At 73.2% G+C, this 17,658-nt stretch carries 16 protein-coding genes and 1 riboswitch; of the genes, 10 read left to right on the top strand and 6 right to left on the bottom strand.

Features of this window, described 5'->3' with window-relative positions; all coding sequences use genetic code 11:
* Positions 1–75: 75 nt before the first annotated feature.
* A complete protein-coding gene (locus tag ACFUNE_RS25435; RefSeq protein ID WP_006123601.1) occupies positions 76–297 on the bottom strand; it encodes a helix-turn-helix domain-containing protein in 222 nt (73 codons plus the stop codon).
* A 357-nt stretch (positions 298–654) separates the two neighbouring features.
* Positions 655–2,253, bottom strand: a complete 1,599-nt coding sequence (locus ACFUNE_RS25440) for an ABC-F family ATP-binding cassette domain-containing protein (protein WP_383572444.1) — start codon at positions 2,251–2,253, stop codon at positions 655–657.
* Positions 2,254–2,378: 125 nt separating this feature from the next.
* On the opposite strand from ACFUNE_RS25440, the gene ACFUNE_RS25445 reads away from it, so the two are divergent.
* Together ACFUNE_RS25445 and ACFUNE_RS25450 are read left to right on the top strand one after the other, a co-directional pair.
* Entirely contained in the window at positions 2,379–2,759 is a 381-nt protein-coding gene (locus ACFUNE_RS25445) for a neutral zinc metallopeptidase (RefSeq protein ID WP_383572447.1), read from the top strand.
* 78 nt (positions 2,760–2,837) lie between these two features.
* A complete protein-coding gene (locus ACFUNE_RS25450; RefSeq protein ID WP_383572450.1) occupies positions 2,838–3,248 on the top strand; it encodes a VOC family protein in 411 nt (136 codons plus the stop codon).
* Positions 3,249–3,277: 29 nt separating this feature from the next.
* Here ACFUNE_RS25450 and ACFUNE_RS25455 read toward each other — a convergent pair whose 3' ends face one another.
* The 3 genes from ACFUNE_RS25455 to ACFUNE_RS25465 all read right to left on the bottom strand — a co-directional run bounded on the left by ACFUNE_RS25455 (position 3,278) and on the right by ACFUNE_RS25465 (position 6,630).
* Positions 3,278–4,576 (bottom strand): hypothetical protein, encoded by a 1,299-nt coding sequence (locus ACFUNE_RS25455; protein ID WP_383572938.1) that lies wholly within the window; start codon positions 4,574–4,576, stop codon positions 3,278–3,280.
* A gap of 185 nt (positions 4,577–4,761) precedes the next feature.
* Positions 4,762–5,901 carry an alpha/beta hydrolase gene (locus ACFUNE_RS25460; protein WP_383572453.1) on the bottom strand — a complete coding sequence of 380 codons (1,140 nt, stop codon included), beginning with the start codon at positions 5,899–5,901 and terminating at the stop codon, positions 4,762–4,764.
* Between the two features lie 69 nt (positions 5,902–5,970).
* Positions 5,971–6,630, bottom strand: coding sequence for a class II aldolase/adducin family protein (locus tag ACFUNE_RS25465; RefSeq protein ID WP_383572456.1), 660 nt, complete (start codon positions 6,628–6,630; stop codon positions 5,971–5,973).
* Positions 6,631–6,876: 246 nt separating this feature from the next.
* Here ACFUNE_RS25465 and ACFUNE_RS25470 point away from each other — a divergent pair, with 246 nt between their 5' ends.
* From ACFUNE_RS25470 to ACFUNE_RS25500, 7 genes are all read left to right on the top strand, one after another.
* Positions 6,877–8,127, top strand: coding sequence for an anion permease (locus ACFUNE_RS25470; protein WP_383572459.1), 1,251 nt, complete (start codon positions 6,877–6,879; stop codon positions 8,125–8,127).
* A gap of 12 nt (positions 8,128–8,139) precedes the next feature.
* Entirely contained in the window at positions 8,140–8,367 is a 228-nt protein-coding gene (locus ACFUNE_RS25475; RefSeq protein ID WP_383572462.1) for a hypothetical protein, read from the top strand.
* Positions 8,368–8,515: 148 nt separating this feature from the next.
* A riboswitch (cobalamin riboswitch) is annotated at positions 8,516–8,645 on the top strand.
* A 128-nt stretch (positions 8,646–8,773) separates the two neighbouring features.
* Positions 8,774–9,718, top strand: coding sequence for a cobalamin biosynthesis protein (locus ACFUNE_RS25480; RefSeq protein ID WP_383572465.1), 945 nt, complete (start codon positions 8,774–8,776; stop codon positions 9,716–9,718).
* Positions 9,715–11,358 carry a cobyric acid synthase gene (locus tag ACFUNE_RS25485; RefSeq protein WP_383572469.1) on the top strand — a complete coding sequence of 548 codons (1,644 nt, stop codon included), beginning with the start codon at positions 9,715–9,717 and terminating at the stop codon, positions 11,356–11,358. The genes ACFUNE_RS25480 and ACFUNE_RS25485 overlap by 4 nt, the downstream gene beginning before the upstream one ends.
* Positions 11,355–13,385, top strand: a complete 2,031-nt coding sequence (locus ACFUNE_RS25490; protein ID WP_383572472.1) for a putative cobaltochelatase — start codon at positions 11,355–11,357, stop codon at positions 13,383–13,385. The genes ACFUNE_RS25485 and ACFUNE_RS25490 overlap by 4 nt, the downstream gene beginning before the upstream one ends.
* Positions 13,385–13,984, top strand: a complete 600-nt coding sequence (gene cobO, locus ACFUNE_RS25495; protein ID WP_383572475.1) for a cob(I)yrinic acid a,c-diamide adenosyltransferase — start codon at positions 13,385–13,387, stop codon at positions 13,982–13,984. Before ACFUNE_RS25490 ends, cobO begins: the two co-directional genes overlap by 1 nt.
* A complete protein-coding gene (locus tag ACFUNE_RS25500; protein ID WP_383572478.1) occupies positions 13,978–15,324 on the top strand; it encodes a cobyrinate a,c-diamide synthase in 1,347 nt (448 codons plus the stop codon). Before cobO ends, ACFUNE_RS25500 begins: the two co-directional genes overlap by 7 nt.
* A gap of 2 nt (positions 15,325–15,326) precedes the next feature.
* Here the strand turns inward: ACFUNE_RS25500 and ACFUNE_RS25505 are convergent, their stop codons facing one another.
* Positions 15,327–16,049 (bottom strand): ZIP family metal transporter, encoded by a 723-nt coding sequence (locus ACFUNE_RS25505; protein WP_383572481.1) that lies wholly within the window; start codon positions 16,047–16,049, stop codon positions 15,327–15,329.
* Between the two features lie 92 nt (positions 16,050–16,141).
* Between ACFUNE_RS25505 and cobC the strand changes: the two genes are divergently transcribed.
* Positions 16,142–17,653: an Rv2231c family pyridoxal phosphate-dependent protein CobC gene (gene cobC, locus ACFUNE_RS25510; RefSeq protein ID WP_383572484.1), complete on the top strand. Its 1,512-nt coding sequence runs from the start codon at positions 16,142–16,144 to the stop codon at positions 17,651–17,653.
* The last annotated feature ends 5 nt before the right edge of the window (positions 17,654–17,658 follow it).

Raw genomic sequence — 17,658 nt, forward strand, 5'->3', positions numbered from 1 at the left:
GGTCGGCCGGGTGGCCACCCGGTGTTCCGGTGAGCCCCGGAGCCGGCGGGACCGGCTCCTGACCGCTGCCCGCCGTCAGGCCGAAGCGGCCTTCTTGCCTCGAGTCGCCCCGCCGCGTCCCCGCAGCGTGACTCCGGACTCACTGAGCATCCGGTGGACGAATCCGTAGGAGCGGCCGGTTTCCTCGGCCAGCGCCCGGATGCTCGCACCGGAGTCGTACTTCTTCTTCAGGTCTGCCGCGAGCTTGTCACGCGCGGCGCCGGTAACCCGGCTGCCCTTCTTCAGAGTCTCGGCCACCCGTGCCTCCTCAAGGAAGTGCGCTCTGGACTCTCATGATCACCCCTCCCGGGCTTCCTGGCCACCCATTCGGCAAGGTGTGTACGACCGGTTTCCACGTCAGGAAGCGGTCCGACACAAGCGGAATCCCGCATTCCAAGGGGCCGGGAAGCCCTGCGGCACGGACTGCGGGAAAAACTGCCAGGTCAGGGCCGTACGGGGCGGCGTGGCCGGAAATGAGTGCGCCCGGCAGCTATCCGCCGGGCGCCGCGCCGGGGTACGAGACCCGCTCACCCAGATGATGGATCACCGATGAGCCGAATGATCCAGACGCGTTGGATCACCGGCCTCCGCACCGGATCCGGAGCCCCCGCGGGGTCAGGCCAGGGAGACCAGGTCCCGGTAGTCCGCACCCCAGAGGTCCTCGACCCCGTCGGGCAGCAGGATGATCCGCTCCGGCTGGAGCGCCTCCACCGCGCCCTCGTCGTGGGTGACGAGGACGACCGCGCCCTTGTAGGTCCGCAGGGCCCCGAGGATCTCCTCGCGGCTGGCCGGGTCGAGGTTGTTCGTCGGTTCGTCGAGCAGCAGCACGTTGGCGGAGGAGACGACGAGCGTCGCCAGGGCGAGCCGGGTCTTCTCACCGCCGGAGAGCACTCCGGCGGGCTTGTCGACGTCGTCACCGGAGAAGAGGAACGATCCGAGGGTCTTGCGGACCGCGACGAGGTCGAGGTCGGGCGCCGCGGAACGCATGTTCTCCAGGACGCTGCGCTCCGGGTCGAGGGTCTCGTGCTCCTGGGCGTAGTAGCCGAGCTTGAGACCGTGCCCTTCGATGACCTCGCCGGTGTCGGGCTTCTCGGCTCCGCCGAGCAGGCGCAGCAGGGTCGTCTTGCCGGCGCCGTTGAGGCCGAGGATCACGACGCGGGAGCCCTTGTCGATGGCCAGGTCCACGTCGGTGAAGATCTCGAGCGAGCCGTAGGACTTGGACAGGCCCTCGGCCATCAGCGGGGTCTTGCCGCACGGAGAGGGGTCGGGGAAGCGCAGCTTGGCGACCTTGTCGGAGACCCGTACGGCCTCGAGGCCCGAGAGCAGCCGGTCGGCGCGCTTGGCCATGTTCTGGGCGGCGACGGTCTTGGTCGCCTTGGCGCGCATCTTGTCGGCCTGCGCGTTGAGGGTCGCGGCCTTCTTCTCGGCGTTCTGGCGCTCGCGCTTGCGGCGCTTCTCGTCGGCCTCGCGCTGCTGCTGGTAGAGCTTCCAGCCCATGTTGTAGATGTCGATCTGCGCACGGTTGGCGTCGAGGTAGAACACCTTGTTGACCACGGTCTCCACGAGCTCGACATCGTGGGAGATCACGATGAAGCCGCCGCGGTAGGTCTTGAGGTAGTCGCGCAGCCAGACGATCGAGTCCGCGTCGAGGTGGTTGGTGGGCTCGTCGAGGAGCAGGGTGTCGGCGTCCGAGAACAGGATGCGGGCGAGCTCCACACGGCGGCGCTGACCACCGGAGAGGGTGTGCAGGGGCTGGCCGAGCACCCGGTCGGGCAGGCTGAGCGCGGCCGCGATGGTGGCGGCCTCGGCCTCGGCGGCGTATCCGCCCTTGGTGAGGAACTCCGTCTCCAGGCGCTCGTACCGCTTCATCGCCTTCTCGCGGGTGGCGCCCTTGCCGCTCGCCATCCGCTCCTCGTTCTCCCGCATCTTCCGCAGGATCTCGTCGAGTCCGCGGGCCGAGAGGATGCGGTCGCGGGCCAGGACGTCGAGGTCGCCGGTGCGCGGGTCCTGCGGGAGGTAGCCCACCTCGCCGCTGTTCGTGATGGTGCCGCCGGCGGGGGTCCCCTCGCCCGCCAGGCACTTGGTGAGGGTGGTCTTGCCCGCTCCGTTGCGGCCGACCAGGCCGATGCGGTCGCCCTTGGCGATACGGAAGGACGCGTTCTCGATGAGGATGCGGGCGCCGGCGCGCAGCTCGATGCCGGAGGCGGTGATCACGGGAAATACTCCAGGGCGGTTATGGACGGCGGAGGGACAGCGGGCTCACGACTCGACGCCGTCTAATGCACAAGGAGAATTGCCATGGGACTCAGTCTACTGGCGGTGTCCACCTGCTTTTCCGCATGCTCCCGCTCCGTCACCGCTCCACCGCCCCCTGTCGCACAAGCGGGCATACCGCACCGACCCGTCCGATCCTGAGGCTTTCCTCGGCGGGGGCCCGGAGCGGCTGGGCCTTCCTCTGCGGCGCCCCGGAGCCGAGCCGCGGACGGCGTACGGCTCCGGCGGCGGCCCGTTCTCGGAGGCGTACGTGGTGGCTCACGAGTACGCCACCACGTGCGGAACCAGCTGGGCATCCTCGGCAGGGCACAGGACGGGTCCAGGAGAAGTTCCAGGGGAGCGTGAACCCGGAGTCCCGGACGCACGGCTCCCCGGCGCAGCGCCGGCAGTGGCTCACCGCGGGGTTCCGCACCGGGGACCCGAGCCGGTGCGACACCTTCGGCTGAGGTTTGTCAGTGGCCGGTGCGAGACTGAGACCGAGATCACATCGAAACCATGCGTGTGAGCGGGAGAAGGTGAGCGTGATGGCAGCCGCGGACGGTGTTCCCACGATTTTTCCGACGCTTCTGTACGACGACGCGAAGGCAGCTGTAGGCGTGCTCACCCAGGCCCTGGGGTTCACCGCGGAAGTGGTGTACGAGGGGGAGGACGGCACCGTGCTCCATGCCGAGCTCTCCTGCGGCAACGGCAGGGTGATGCTCGGTTCCAAGGGGCGCGGAGGCGTCTTCGCCGAAGCCATGGCCGGCGCCGGACCCGCCGGGGTGTACGTCGTCGTGGACGAGGTGGACGAGCACCACGCGCGGGCCGTGGAGCACGGCGTGGAGATCCTCATGCCGCCCACCGACCAGGACTACGGCTCGCGGGACTACACGGCCCGGGACGCGGAGGGCAACGTCTGGAGTTTCGGGACGTACGCCCCGGGGTCCTCGGGCTGAGTGCCCCGGGGCTGCGTGGGTCCGCCCGGTCACACCCCGCCGGTGTGCACCTGGAAGGCGGCACGGCGCACGGCTTTGGCGAGGGCCGGGTCCGGGTGGGCGGCGGCCAGCGCCACCAGCACCTGGACGGTCCGCGGGTGGCCGACGGCCCGCACCTCGTCCAGGAGCGCGGGGACCGTGCCCTGGACGGCGGAGTCGAGGTGGCGGACCAGCAGACCGGTCTCGCCGTGGTCGGCCACGGCTGCGGCGGTGTCGACCCAGAGCCAGGTGGCCTCCTCGCGGCTGAGGACGTCCTGGGCGTCGTCCGGGTCGGTGCCCTCGTACTCGGCGAGCCAGAGCAGCGCGTAGGGGCGCAGCGGCGCCTCGGTGACGACGGAGCGGACGACGGGCTCCGCGGGGGCGCCGACGACGCGCAGGGCCTCGAAGGCGAGGCCGCGCAGCAGGGCGTCCTCACCGCGGGCCACGGCCAGCAGCTCGGCCACCGCACTGCCGACGGGCCTGGCCGCGAGCCAGGCGCGGTATTCGGCACGGGCCGGACCGGGAGTGAGCCGGGCGCAGCCGAGCAGCATGTCGGCGGCGGACTGTTCGATGTTGCCTGCCGGGCTCTGCGCGGCGACGCAGATCTGCTCCAGCTTGACCCAGACCGCCCAGTTGCCCAGCGGGGTGAGGGTGGCGTGGCCGGCGCCGAGCGTGAGGGCGCCGACGGAGGCGAGGCCCTCCAGGGCCCAGTCCAGCAGCAGCGCGTTCAGGTCGGCGGGGTCACCGGCGACGGGGGCGGGCTGCTCCTGCGGCCCGTAGGGCACCTCGCAGCGCTCCTCGTGGAGTTCCGCGACGCGCTGTCCGAGCAGGTCGAGGAGTGCGGGCACGGTGACCGCGCCCGCCGAGAGCTGGAGGAGGGACAGCACCTGGGGCACGGCCTCGACGGCCTCCGCCACGGCGGTGGCCTCGATGCCGTCGGGTGAGGCGTGGACGAGCGACCAGGCGTCGAAGAGCGCCACCCAGCCGCGGAGCACGGCGGAGTCGTCGCGGTCCCAGGCGCGCAGCCGCCAGCCGGGGCGGGCGGTGTCGCCGTGCATCTCGATGAGCCCGGCCAGCCTGGCCCGGTCCCAGCCGGCCAGTACCTGGGCCGGGGACAGTTCCATCGCCGCGGAGGCCCGCTCCAGGGCCTGGGCAGCGAGCGGGGCGGAGCCCGGACTCGTACCGTCCGCGGCCCAGTGCGCGATCCGTACGGCGTCGGCGAGCACGGCCCTGGCCTGGCGTGCCAGTTCGGCCGGGGGCGGTGTGCCCTCGGGTGGGCGGGGGGCCGGCCTGGTGCGCCGGGTCGTCACGGCCTTACGGGCGGTCGCCTGGGGTCGCGGGCGGACAAGTCGCAGCCTGGAGTCGCGCGGGGTACGGGACGTCACGAGGAGCAGTCTTGCCTCTGACGGGCCGAAAGCCCAAACGGAAGCCGCGTCACCGGGGTTCGGAGGGCTGCCGGGCCGGGTCACCAACCGGGCGGTTCCGCCCCATCAGCTCACATCAGGGGCGTGAGGAAACGCCGGAGCACCTCTTCGTAGCCCGCCGGGTCGGCATTCCACATCGCCGCATGCGGAGCCTGCGGCACGGGGTGCAGGGTCACCAGGTCGGGCCGCCGCGCGGCGAGTTCCAGGGACGGCTGCCAGGGCGCCAGGGTGTCGTCGGGGCCGTGGACGATGAGGGTCGGGGCGTGCAGGGCCGTCGGCACCGAGGTGTTCAGGAGCGGGGCGCCGTGCAGCCCGGTCTGGCCCTGGGCCGCGCGTACGGCGAGCGGGAGCAGTGCGGAGGGGACGCCGCGTGCCGAGGCGAGCGCCCGCAGTGTGGTCCGCCAGTCCAGGACCGGGGAGTCGAGGACGAGGCCGCGGATGCGATCACGGAGGGCGGAGTTGACGGCCGCGTGCAGGGCCATCGAGGCGCCGGACGACCAGCCGTGGAGGATCACGTGCTCGGCCCCGTAGCGCACGGCGTAGCGGATGGCCGCGTCGAGGTCGCGCCATTCGGACTCGCCGAGGTGGGAGAGCCCGTCCGGGGAGCGCGGGGCGCCCGGGTCGCCCCGGTAGGCAAGATCGAGCACGGGGAACTGCTGGTCGTGGAGGAACCCCATCACGTTCAGGGGGTGGTCCCTGGTGGTGCCGAGACCGTGCACGGTGATCACCCAGGTGTCGCGGGCCCCGGGCACGAACCAGGCGGGCAGGGCTCCGAGCTCACCGGGGACCTCGACCTCCTTGTAGGTGAGGCCGAGGGCGGCGAGGGGGTCGCCGCGGTGCAGCTCCGGGGTGAGGCGGACCCTGGCGCCGGGCTTCAGGCTGCCGAGGGTGACGCGTTCCAGCCGGCGGACGACGGTGTCCGCGGACACCGCGGAACGGCCGGGCGGCTGCTCGGTCACCGGGCCGACGACCGCGTGGACGCCCCGGCCGGCCAGTCCGTACGTACCGGGGCGCAGCGCGGAGAACGAGCGGGTCAGGGTGACCTGCCCGGCCGCGGTGGCGTGCACGGTGAGACGGCGGTCGGCGGGGAAGGGCCGTGGCGAGGGCGCCCCGAGGGCGGCGTCGCTGGCGTATCGGCCGGCGGCGACCGCTGCCGCGCCGACGCCGAGGATCGAGGTTGCGGCCACTGCCGCCGCTGTTGCCGGGCGCACGGCTCCAGTGTCCCGGGCCGGGGCGCCCGCTGCCAGTGGGCAGGGGCCGTACGGTGCGGCGCCCCGGGTTCAGCCCGGCTGGCCGTACCCCTCCAGGGCGTCCTGCACGTCGCGCAGCTGGGCCGGGGAGAGCAGGGACGGGCTGTGGCCGGGCACGGAGCTCGCGGTGAGCCAGAGCCTGCACATCCATTCGAGCTGGGCGGTGCGGTCGTAGGCCTCGTCGAGGGTGCTGCCGTGGGTGACGGTGCCGTGGTTGCGCAGCAGGCAGCCGGTGCGGCCGCGCAGTGCGGCCAGCATGTTGTCGGCGAGCTCCCGCGTCCCGTAGCGCGCGTAGGCGGCGGTGCGGACCGGGCCTCCCATCATGGCGGCGGCGTAGTGGATCAGCGGCACCTCGGGGACGAGCGTGGAGACGGCCGTGGCGTGCACGGCATGGGTGTGGACGACGGCCGCGGCGTCGCTCTCGCGGTAGACGGCCAGGTGGAGCGCCAGTTCGCTGGTCGGGACGAGGTCGCCGACGACCTGGCGTCCCTCCAGGTCGACACCGACGGCGTCGCCGGGGCCCAGGCGGTCGTAGGGCACCCCGCTCGGGGTGACCAGGACGAGGTCACCGACGCGGGCCGAGACGTTGCCCGAGGTGCCGACGACCAGGCCGTCCGCCGCCGTCCGCCGCGCCGTCGCGACGACACCGTCCCATGCCTGCCCGATCGCGTCCTGCCGCTCGTCACCCATGCGGGGATCCTAGGGCCGGGTGACCGATGTCTCTTCCGGGGGACACATCGGGCCGAAGGTGGACGGCAGATACCGTTCCGGTCCGCTCCCCGCACCGGAACAGGAGCATCCGGATGTCCCCGGCTTACACAAGCGGAATCGGTGTACGCGATTGGGGTCACCATGCCGCCCTGCCCAGTTCATCTTCCGTTCACCCTGGTTGCTTACGTTCCACGTGCCAATGACGTCGAACGATTGCCTGGGTAAATGGAACACATCACGCTGCTGCTCGCGATCGTGATCGTGACAGCTCTCGTGTTCGATTTCACGAACGGTTTCCACGACACCGCCAACGCGATGGCCACCACCATCTCGACCGGCGCCCTCAAGCCCAAGACAGCGGTGGCCATGTCCGCCGTTCTCAACCTCGTCGGCGCGTTCCTGTCGGTGGAGGTCGCCAAGACGATCTCCGGCGGGATCATCAACGAGAACGGCCTCAGAACCGAGGTCATCTTCGCCGCGCTCGTCGGCGCGATCCTGTGGAATCTGCTGACCTGGCTGGTCGGCCTGCCCTCCAGTTCCTCCCACGCGCTCTTCGGCGGCCTCATCGGCGCCGCGGTCATGTCGGCCGGCTGGTCCTCGATCAACGGCGGCACCGTCGTCACGAAGGTCCTGCTGCCCGCGATCGCCGCTCCCCTCGTCGCGGGTCTCGCCGCGCTGCTGGCCACGAAGCTGACGTACCGCCTCAACCGGAAGATCACCGACGAGGCCCAGCTGAAGTCGACCGCCAAGGGGTACCGCGCCGGCCAGATCGCCTCGGCCGGTCTCGTCTCGCTCGCCCACGGCACCAACGACGCGCAGAAGACCATGGGCATCATCACCCTCGCCCTGGTCACCGGCGGCGTCCTCTCCCCCGGCTCCAACCCGCCGGTCTGGGTCATCGCCTCCGCCGGCATCGCCATCGCGCTGGGCACCTACCTCGGCGGCTGGCGCATCATCCGCACCATGGGCAGCGGGCTCACCGACCTCCGGCCGCCGCAGGGCTTCGCGGCCCAGACGAGCGCGGCCACGGTCATCCTGGCCTCCTCGCACCTCGGCTTCTCCCTCTCGACCACCCAGTCCTGCTCGGGTGCCGTCATGGGCGCGGGCCTCGGACGCAAGGGGGGTGTGGTCCGCTGGTCCACCGCCACCCGGATGTTCATCGCCTGGGGTCTGACGCTGCCCGCCGCCGGCCTGGTCGGCGCGGGAGCCGAGTTCCTCACCAAGCAGGGCCCCTGGGGCGTCGCGGTGGTCGCCGTCCTGCTCGTGGCGGGCTCCGGCGCCATCTGGATGCTGTCGCGCCGCAAGCCGGTCGACCACACCAACGTGAACGAGGGCACCGACGAACCCGCGGGCGTCGTCACGACCGCCATCGCGGCCGTCAGCCCGCCGCCCGTCGGCCTGACCGTTCCGGACTTCAAGACCACCATCCCCGCCCCGGACACCCAGGCCGACCCGGCCCGGCCGGCCACGGTGTAAGGACAGAACCGAATGAACATCGACTGGGCAGCTCTCGCTTCCGTCTTCGGCGTCAGCCTCGTGATCACCGTCGCGCTGGTCGGCCTCTTCACTCTCGGCATCACCGGCCTCGCCAGGCAGGCGTCGTCGACGGCGACGCAGGGTGGCGGCTCCGGCGTCCTGGCGCGCGGCGGCGCGTACGCCTGCTTCGCGCTGTGCGCGGCGGCGGTCGCGTACGGGATCTACCTGATCGTCGCCTGACCCCCGCGCGGACACGAACCGGGCCGGACACACCACGGGTGTGCCCGGCCCGGTGTGCGTCTCAGCACACTGAAGCCTCGCAGGTCAACGGCAGGTTGACGGGCCTTCACAGGGCGTGGTGGACTGCCGGAGCCATTACGGCGACAGGAGAGGAAGCCGGTGCGAATCCGGCGCGGTCCCGCCACTGTCACCGGGGAGCAGCCTCCATACGGAAGTCACGGTCCGCCACCGCGGACTGGAAGGCCGGAGGAACTGCGGATCCGGAAGCCAGGAGACTCTCGTCGCCGGTCACGTCGAACCAGGGCGCGGACCCTGAGTGAGGACATACGCCATGTCTGGCTGCCCTGCGTCGGTCGCTGCACCACCTGCTCCGAAGGCCCTTCGAGGCGCGACGGCCGGCTGAGCGGTGCGAGCCGACCGCGTCTTCGCGTACGGCGCCGCCGCAGGCCTGATCGGCGACCTGCTGCTCGGTGATCCCCGGCGGGGCCACCCCGTCGCCGCCTTCGGGCGCGCCGCGACGGGCGCCGAGAGCCGGCTGTGGCGCGACCACCGCGGCTGGGGCGCCCTGCACACCCTCGTCTGCGCCGGTGGCGCCACGGGCGTCGCCGCGCTGGCCGCCCGTGCCGTACGGAACCGTCCCGCGGCCGCCGTGGCGCTGACCGCGGCCGCCACCTGGTCCGTCGTCGGGGGGACGTCGCTGGGCCGGGAGGCCCGCGCCATCGGCGGGGCACTGGCCGCCGGGGACATCGAGCTCGCCCGCGAGCGGCTGCCCCATCTGTGCGGCCGCGATCCGCAGGCGCTGGACGGCCCGCAGATCGCCCGCGCGGTGGTGGAGTCCGTCGCCGAGAACACCTCCGACGCCGTGGTGGGGGCCCTGGTGTGGGGCGCGATCGGCGGCGTACCGGGGTTGGTCGGCTTCCGGGCCGTCAACACGCTCGACGCCATGGTGGGGCACAAGTCGCCCCGTCACCGGCGCTACGGCTGGGCGTCGGCCCGGCTCGACGACGTCGCCGGCTGGCCCGGGGCCCGGCTCACGGCCGCGCTCGCCGTGGCCGCCGGGGGGCGTCCGCGCGATGCCGTCCGGGCCTGGCGGACGGACGCGGGACTGCACCCGAGCCCCAACGCGGGCCCCGTGGAGGCCTCGTTCGCGGGAGCTCTCGGTGTACGGCTCGGCGGGACCCTCGCGTACGGCGGGCGCGTCGAGCACCGGCCGGTGCTCAACGGGGAGGCCGGCCGCGAGGTGCGGGTCACGGACATCGAACGCGCGGTGCGGCTGTCGCGCCGGGTGAGTGTGCTGGCCCTCGCCGTGTGTGCGGCGGGGCGCCTGGCCATGGGACGGAGAGCCACATGAGCGGCGGGCTGCTGGTCGCCGGAACCACCTCGGACGCGGGCAAGAGCGTCGTCACGGCCGGGATCTGCCGGTGGCTGGTGCGCCGGGGGGTGAAGGTCGCGCCGTTCAAGGCGCAGAACATGTCGCTGAACTCGTTCGTCACCCGTGAGGGGGCGGAGATCGGCCGTGCCCAGGCGATGCAGGCCCAGGCCGCCCGGGTGGAGCCGTCGGCGCTGATGAACCCGGTGCTGCTCAAGCCCGGCGGTGACCGCTCCAGCCAGGTCGTCCTGATGGGGAAGCCGGTCGGCGAGATGAGTGCGCGCGGCTACCACGGGGGGCGGCAGGAAGCGCTGTTGGGCACCGTCACGGACTGTCTGGAGCAGCTGCGGTCCACCTACGACGCGGTCATCTGCGAGGGGGCGGGCAGTCCGGCCGAGATCAATCTGCGGCGCACGGACATCGTGAACATGGGCATCGCGCGGGCCGCCCGCTTCCCGGTGCTGGTCGTCGGGGACATCGACCGCGGCGGTGTGTTCGCCTCATTCTTCGGTACGACGGCGCTGCTGAGTCCCGAGGACCAGTCGCTGGTCGCGGGGTACCTCGTCAACAAGTTCCGCGGTGACGTGTCGCTGCTGGAGCCGGGGCTCGACATGCTGCTCGGGCTCACCGGGCGGCAGACGTACGGGGTGCTGCCGTACGCCCACGGGCTGGGCATCGACGAGGAGGACGGGCTGCGCGTCTCGATGCGCGGGACCGTGCGGGAGTCGGTGGTGGCGCCCCCGCACGGCGAGGACGTGCTGCGGGTGGCGGTCTGCGCCGTGCCGCTGATGTCCAACTTCACCGACGTGGACGCGCTGGCGGCCGAGCCCGGTGTGGTGGTGCGGTTCGTGGACCGGGCCGAGGAGCTCGTCGACGCGGACCTCGTGATCGTGCCCGGGACACGCGGCACGGTGAAGGCGCTCGCGTGGCTGCGGGAGCGGGGGCTCGCCGACGCGCTGCTCAGGCGGGCCGCCGAGGGGCGGCCGGTGCTGGGCATCTGCGGCGGTTTCCAGGTGCTGGGCGAGCGGATCGAGGACGACGTCGAGTCCCGGGCCGGCCTGGTCGACGGGCTCGGACTGCTGCCCGTACGCGTCCGCTTCGGCCGGGAGAAGGTCCTGGAACGGCCCGTCGGGACGGCGCTCGGGGAGCCCGTGAAGGGGTACGAGATCCATCACGGGGTCGCCGAGGTCCGCGGCGGGGAACCCTTCCTGGACGGGTGCCGGGTGGGCGCGGTCTGGGGGACGCACTGGCACGGGTCGCTGGAGAGCGACGCGTTCCGGCGGGCGTTCCTGACCGAGGTCGCGCGGGCGGCGGGGCGGCGGTTCACCGCGGCGCCGGACACGAGCTTCGGGGCGCTGCGGGAGGAGCAGCTGGACCGGCTGGGGGACCTGATCGAGGAGCACGCGGACACGGACGCCCTGTGGCGGCTGATCGAGAACGGGGCGCCGGTGGGGCTGCCGTTCATCCCGCCGGGCGCGCCGCCCGCGCCCGCGCCGCGCGCGCCCGAGGGCCTCGAAGGACACTCCCTGGCGCCGGGCGGGCCTGATCCGGCCCCGCCCCGCGAACCGGCCGCGGCCCGGCCGGCCCCCGCACATGTGATCGCTACTGAGGAGGCTCCGTGAGTACGCCGTATCCCTTCACCGCCATCGTCGGGCAGGACGATCTACGGCTCGGGCTCCTGCTCAACGCCGTCAGTCCCGCCGTCGGCGGCGTGCTGGTCCGGGGTGAGAAGGGCACCGCCAAGTCCACCGCCGTGCGGGCGCTCGCCGCGCTCATGCCGGAGGTGCCGGTCGTCGCGGGGTGCCGCTTCTCCTGCGACCCCGGGGCGCCCGATCCGGCGTGTCCCGACGGCCCCCACGAGGTGGCGGCGGGCGTGTCGCGTCCGGCACGGACCGTGGAACTCCCGGTCGGCGCGTCGGAGGACCGTCTCGTGGGCGCGCTCGACATCGAACGGGCGCTCTCCGAGGGCGTGAAGGCCTTCGAGCCGGGGCTCCTCGCCGACGCGCATCGCGGGATCCTGTACGTCGACGAGGTCAATCTGCTCCACGACCACCTGGTGGACCTGCTGCTCGACGCGGCGGCCATGGGCGCCTCGTACGTCGAGCGCGAAGGCGTCTCGGTCCGTCACGCGGCCCGCTTCCTCCTTGTCGGGACCATGAATCCCGAGGAAGGCGAATTGCGCCCCCAGCTGCTGGACCGCTTCGGGCTGACCGTCGAGGTGGCCGCGTCCCGGGACACCGACCTGCGCGTCGAGGTCGTACGGCGCAGGCTCGCGTACGACGACGACCCGGCCGGTTTCGCCGCGCGGTGGGCGGACGAGGAGGCGGCGCTGCGTGAGCAGATCGTCGCCGCGCGCGCCCTGCTCCCCCGGGTGGTGCTGGGCGACGGTGTGCTGCGGCAGATCGCGGCGACGTGCGCGGCGTTCGAGGTCGACGGGATGCGTGCCGACATCGTCATGGCCCGTACGGCGACGGCGCTGGCCGCGTGGGCGGGACGCGAGGAGGTCGTCGCGGACGACGTGCGGCAGGCCGCGCTCCTGGCACTCCCCCACCGGCGCCGGCGCAACCCGTTCGACGCACCGGGGCTTGACGAGGACAAGCTGGACGACACCCTCAAGGACGCCGCGGACGAGCAGGGCGGGGGCGACGACGATCCCGACCCCGACGGGCCCGGCGGCGGGGTGCCTCCGCAGGGCGGCGGCCCCGACGACGGCGGTACGGACGCGGGTGGTCACGACGGCAGCGCTGACGACGCGCCGGGCCGGGAGGAGCCCGGGAGCGGCGACGCGCCGACGCCCGGCGGCGGTGCCGGGGAACAGCAGCCGGTGCGGGCGGGCGAGCCGTTCCGTACGAAGATGCTCAGTGTGCCGGGACTGGGCGAGGGCGCGGCGGGCCGGCGGTCCCGGGCGCGCACAGAGCACGGGCGGACCACCGGGTCGCGGCGGCCCGAGGGGGCGCTGACGAAGCTGCACCTGGCGGCCACCGTGCAGGCTGCGGCGCCGCATCAGAGGGCGCGCGGCCGGTCGGGGCGGGGCCTCGTCGTACGGCGGGACGACCTGCGCCAGGCGACGCGGGAGGGGCGCGAGGGGAATCTCGTGCTGTTCGTCGTGGACGCTTCCGGGTCGATGGCGGCCCGGAAGCGGATGAGCGCCGTGAAGGGCGCGGTGATGTCGCTGCTGCTGGACGCCTACCAGCGCCGGGACAAGGTCGGTCTGGTCACCTTCCGGGGCAGGGACGCCGAGGTCGTGCTGCCGCCGACCTCGTCGGTGGACGCGGCTGCCGCACGGCTGGAGACGCTGCCGACCGGTGGGCGCACCCCGCTGGCCGCCGGGCTCCTGAAGGCGCACGACGTGCTGCGGGTGGAACGGCTGCGGGATCCCTCGCGCCGGGCCCTGCTCGTCGTCGTGACGGACGGCAGGGCCACCGGGGGCCTCGACCCGGTGGCGCTGGCGGCGCGGGCCGGGAGGCTGCACGCCTCGGAGGGCACCGCGTCCGTCGTCGTGGACTGCGAGTCGGGGATCGTACGCCTCGGTCTCGCCGCACAGCTCGCCCGGGATCTGGGAGGCAGCGCGGTCACGCTCGACGAGCTGCGCGCCGACTCGATCGCCGGGCTGGTCAAGGACATCACTGCTGCCGGGAGGGCCGCTTAATGCCACAGGGACAGCCTGTATCGGTACCGGATGACGGGCTGACGACGCGTCAGCGCCGTAATCGTCCACTGCTGTTCGTCCACACGGGCATAGGCAAGGGCAAGTCGACGGCGGCCTTCGGGCTGGCGCTGCGGGCCTGGAACCAGGGCTGGCCGATCGGGGTGTTCCAGTTCGTGAAGTCGGCGAAGTGGAAGGTCGGCGAGGAGAACGCGCTGAAGGTGCTCGGGGCGAGCGGCGAGGGCGGCACCGTCGACTGGCACAAGATGGGCGAGGGCTGGTCGTGGGTCCAGCGCGACAATCAGCTCGACAACGAGGAGAAGGCCCGCGAGGGCTGGGAGCAGGTCAAGCGCGACCTGGCCGCCGAGACGTACAAGCTGTACGTGCTCGACGAGTTCGCCTACCCGATGCACTGGGGCTGGATCGACACCGACGAGGTCGTCGAGGTGATGCGCGACCGTCCGGGGACGCAGCACGTGGTGATCACGGGGCGGAACGCCCCGCAGAAGCTGATCGACGCCGCCGACCTGGTGACGGACATGTCGAAGGTCAAGCACCCGATGGACGCGGGCCAGAAGGGCCAGAGAGGCATCGAGTGGTGAGTGTTCCTCGTCTGGTCATCGCCGCGCCGGCCTCGGGCAGCGGCAAGACCACGGTCGCCACGGGCCTGATGGCGGCCTTCTCGGAGCGCGGCCTCGCGGTCTCCCCCCACAAGGTGGGACCCGACTACATCGACCCGGGGTACCACGCGCTGGCAACCGGCCGGCCGGGGCGCAACCTCGACGCGTACATGTGCGGGCCCGGTCTGATCGCCCCGCTGTTCACCCATGGTGCGAGCGGCTGCGACCTGGCCGTCGTCGAGGGGGTGATGGGCCTGTACGACGGGGCGTCGGGGCAGGGCGAACTCGCCTCGACCGCCCAGGTGTCGAAGCTGCTGCGGGCGCCCGTCGTGCTGGTCGTCGACGCGTCCTCGCAGTCGCGGTCGGTCGCGGCGCTCGTGCACGGCTTCGCCTCCTGGGACCCGGAGGTGCGGATCGGCGGGGTGATCCTGAACAAGGTGGCGTCCGACCGCCACGAGGCACTGCTCCGTGAGGCGCTCGACGAGTCCGGCCTGCCGGTGCTCGGGGTGCTGCGGCGGGCGCCGCAGGTGGCGACCCCCTCCCGGCATCTGGGGCTGGTGCCGGTCGCCGAGCGGCAGACCGAGGCACTCGACGCCGTACGGGCGATGGGCGACCGGGTACGCGAGGGCTGCGACCTGGACGCCCTGATGGCGCTGGCCCGTTCGGCTCCCGCCCTGCCGGACGACGCGTGGGAGCCGGAGCGGTATCCCGCCCCGGCGGCGCGGCCGGTGGTGGCCGTGGCGGGCGGCGCAGCGTTCACCTTCGCCTACGCGGAGCACGCCGAGCTGCTCACTGCGGCGGGCGCGGAGGTCGTCGTCTTCGACCCGCTGCGCGACGAGAAGCTGCCCGCGGGCACGGCGGGGCTGGTCATCGGCGGCGGCTTCCCCGAGGTGTACGCGCCGGAGCTGTCGGCGAACGAGCCGCTGCGCCGGGCGGTGACCGGCCTCGCCCTGTCCGGCGCGCCGGTGGCCGCGGAGTGCGCGGGGCTGCTCTACCTGGCCCGCGAGCTGGACGGGCGGCCGATGTGCGGGGTGCTGGACGCCTCGGCCCGCATGTCCGAGCGGCTGACGCTCGGCTACCGGCAGGCGGTGGCGGTCTCGGACAGCGTGCTGGCGGTGGCCGGGACCCGGCTGCGCGGCCACGAGTTCCACCGGACGGCCCTGGAGCCCGGGGCCGGGGCGACACCCGCCTGGGGGCTGCACCAGCCGGAGCGGCGGGTGGAGGGCTTCGTGCAGCGGGGTGTGCACGCGAGCTATCTGCACACGCACTGGGCGGCCTCCCCCGAGATCGCCCGTCGTTTCGTGGAGCGGTGCGGGGGGTGACGTCACTCCGCGATGCCGACCACCAGCCAGATGAAGCCGACCCCCGCGACGGTGCACAGCAGCGTGGAGCGGGCCGGGTGGTCGTGGTGCGCCTCGGGGAGGATCTCGGCGGCGGCGAGGTAGAGGAGCGCCCCGCCGAAGAAGCCGAGATAACAGCCGAGCAGTTCCTCCGGAAGGGTGAACAGCAGCGTGGTCGCGGCGCCCACGATCGGGGCCAGGGCGTCCGCGTACAGCATCAGGAGCGCCTTGCGGCGGGCGTTCCCGTAGAGACTGGTGATCGTGTACGTGTTGAAGCCGTCCGCGAAGTCGTGGGTGATGACGGCGAGCGCCACGGCGGCTCCCATGCCTCCGCCGATCTGGAACGCGGCCCCGAGCGCGATGCCGTCCATCAGGCTGTGGCCGACCATCGCGGCCGCCGCCGTCAGCCCCACCTGCGGCACCCGTTCCTCGCCCGCCCCGTGTGCCGCCTGGCGTACGGCGAGCGAACGCTCGACGAGATGGGCCGTCAGGAAGCCCCCCACGAACAGCAGCAGGGCGGCGGGGACACCGAAGACGACTCCGCCCGCGGCCTCCACCGCCTCGGGCAGCAGGTCGAGACCGACGACACCCAGCATCAGTCCGCCGGCGAGGCCGAGCACGAGGTGGCGGCGGTCGCTGACGCGCTGCGCGACCCAGCCGCCCGCCAGGGTCATGAGGAACGCGCCGAGCGCGACGAATACCGCCATGGGCCCTTGCTAGCCGATCGACCCCGCTCTCCGCACCTCAGGCCCCCCTCACCCGTGCCCCCGTGCCACTGCCCCCGAAAGGATCTCCTCCCGTGACCGGGGCCGCCCTCGTCGTCGGCGTCGGCGCCCGCCGGGGCGTGCCGGCCGAGGAGGTGCTCGCGCTGATCCACCGGGCGCTGGAGGAGGCCGGGCAGGCGGCCGACGACGTGGTCGAGCTGGCGACGCTCGACACCCGGGCGGACGAGCCGGGGATCGTCGGCGCCGCCGCGCGCCTGGGGGTGCCGGTGCGGGCGTACACGGCGGGGGTGCTGGCGGAGGTCCCCGTGCCCCACCCCTCCGCGGTTTCCCGTACGGCAGTGGCCACCGGGTCCGTGGCGGAGGCCGCAGCGCTCGTGGACGCCGGTGAACTGCTGGTTCCCAAGCGGAAGTCGGCTTCGGCGACCTGCGCCGTGGCCCGCCGGACACGACCGGCCGAAATCTCGGCATCGACGAATGGCGCCGAGCCGTCCACCATGGCTGCCATGCTGCCCCCCACGAAGCACATCGAGAGCGCCGGGCCCGATCTGCGGCACCACGGCGACGAGGAAGTACGCGGCCTGGACCTGACCGATCTCGCCGTGAACGTACGGACCGGCACGCCCCCGGACTGGCTGCGGCAGCGGATAGCCGCGTCGCTGGGCTCGCTGGCCGCCTATCCGGACGGGCGGCCCGCACGGACGGCGGTCGCCGGGCGGCACGGACTGCCCGAGGAGCGGGTGCTGCTCACCGCGGGTGCGGCCGAGGCGTTCGTACTGATCGCGCGGGCGCTGCCCGCCCGGAGGCCGGTCGTCGTGCACCCGCAGTTCACGGAACCGGAGGCGGCCCTGCGCGCGGCGGGCCACGAGGTGGGACGGGTCGTCCTGCGCCCGGAGGACGGCTTCCGGCTGGATCCGGCGGCCGTGCCCGAGGACGCGGACCTGGTCGTGGTCGGCAATCCGACCAACCCGACGTCCGTCCTCCATCCCGCTGGAGTGCTGGAGCAACTGGCGCGGCCCGGCAGGACGCTGGTGGTCGACGAGGCGTTCATGGACGCCGTCCCGGGCGAGCGCGAGGCGCTGTGCGACCGGCAGGACCTCCCCGGGCTCGTCGTACTGCGGAGCCTGACGAAGACCTGGGGACTCGCGGGTCTGCGGATCGGCTACGTGCTGGCCGATCCGGCGACGGTCGCGCTGCTGCAGGAGGCGCAGCCGCTCTGGCCGGTCTCCTCCCCCGCCCTGGCGGCGGCGGAGGCGTGCATGGAGCCGCGTGCACTGGTCGAGGCGGCGGACGCGGCGGACCGGATCGGCGTGGACCGGGCGCATCTGCTTGCCGGGCTCGCGGAGTTCAGCGAGATACGGGTGGTGGAGCCGGCCGCCGGGCCGTTCGTGCTGCTGCGGCTGGACCGGGCGGACGAGGTGCGCCACCTTCTGCGCTCGCGCGGGTTCGCGGCGCGGCGCGGCGACACGTTTCCCGGGCTGGGCAACGACTGGCTGCGGATCGCCGTACGCGACCGCGTGACGACCAACCGGTTCCTTCAGGCCCTCGACCTGGCCCTGCAGTGCCTGCCCAGGAGAACCGCCGGCTGACGGGT

Origin of the sequence: Streptomyces sp. NPDC057287 (assembly GCF_042667905.1) — a bacterium.
Classification (GTDB): Bacteria; Actinomycetota; Actinomycetes; order Streptomycetales; family Streptomycetaceae; genus Streptomyces.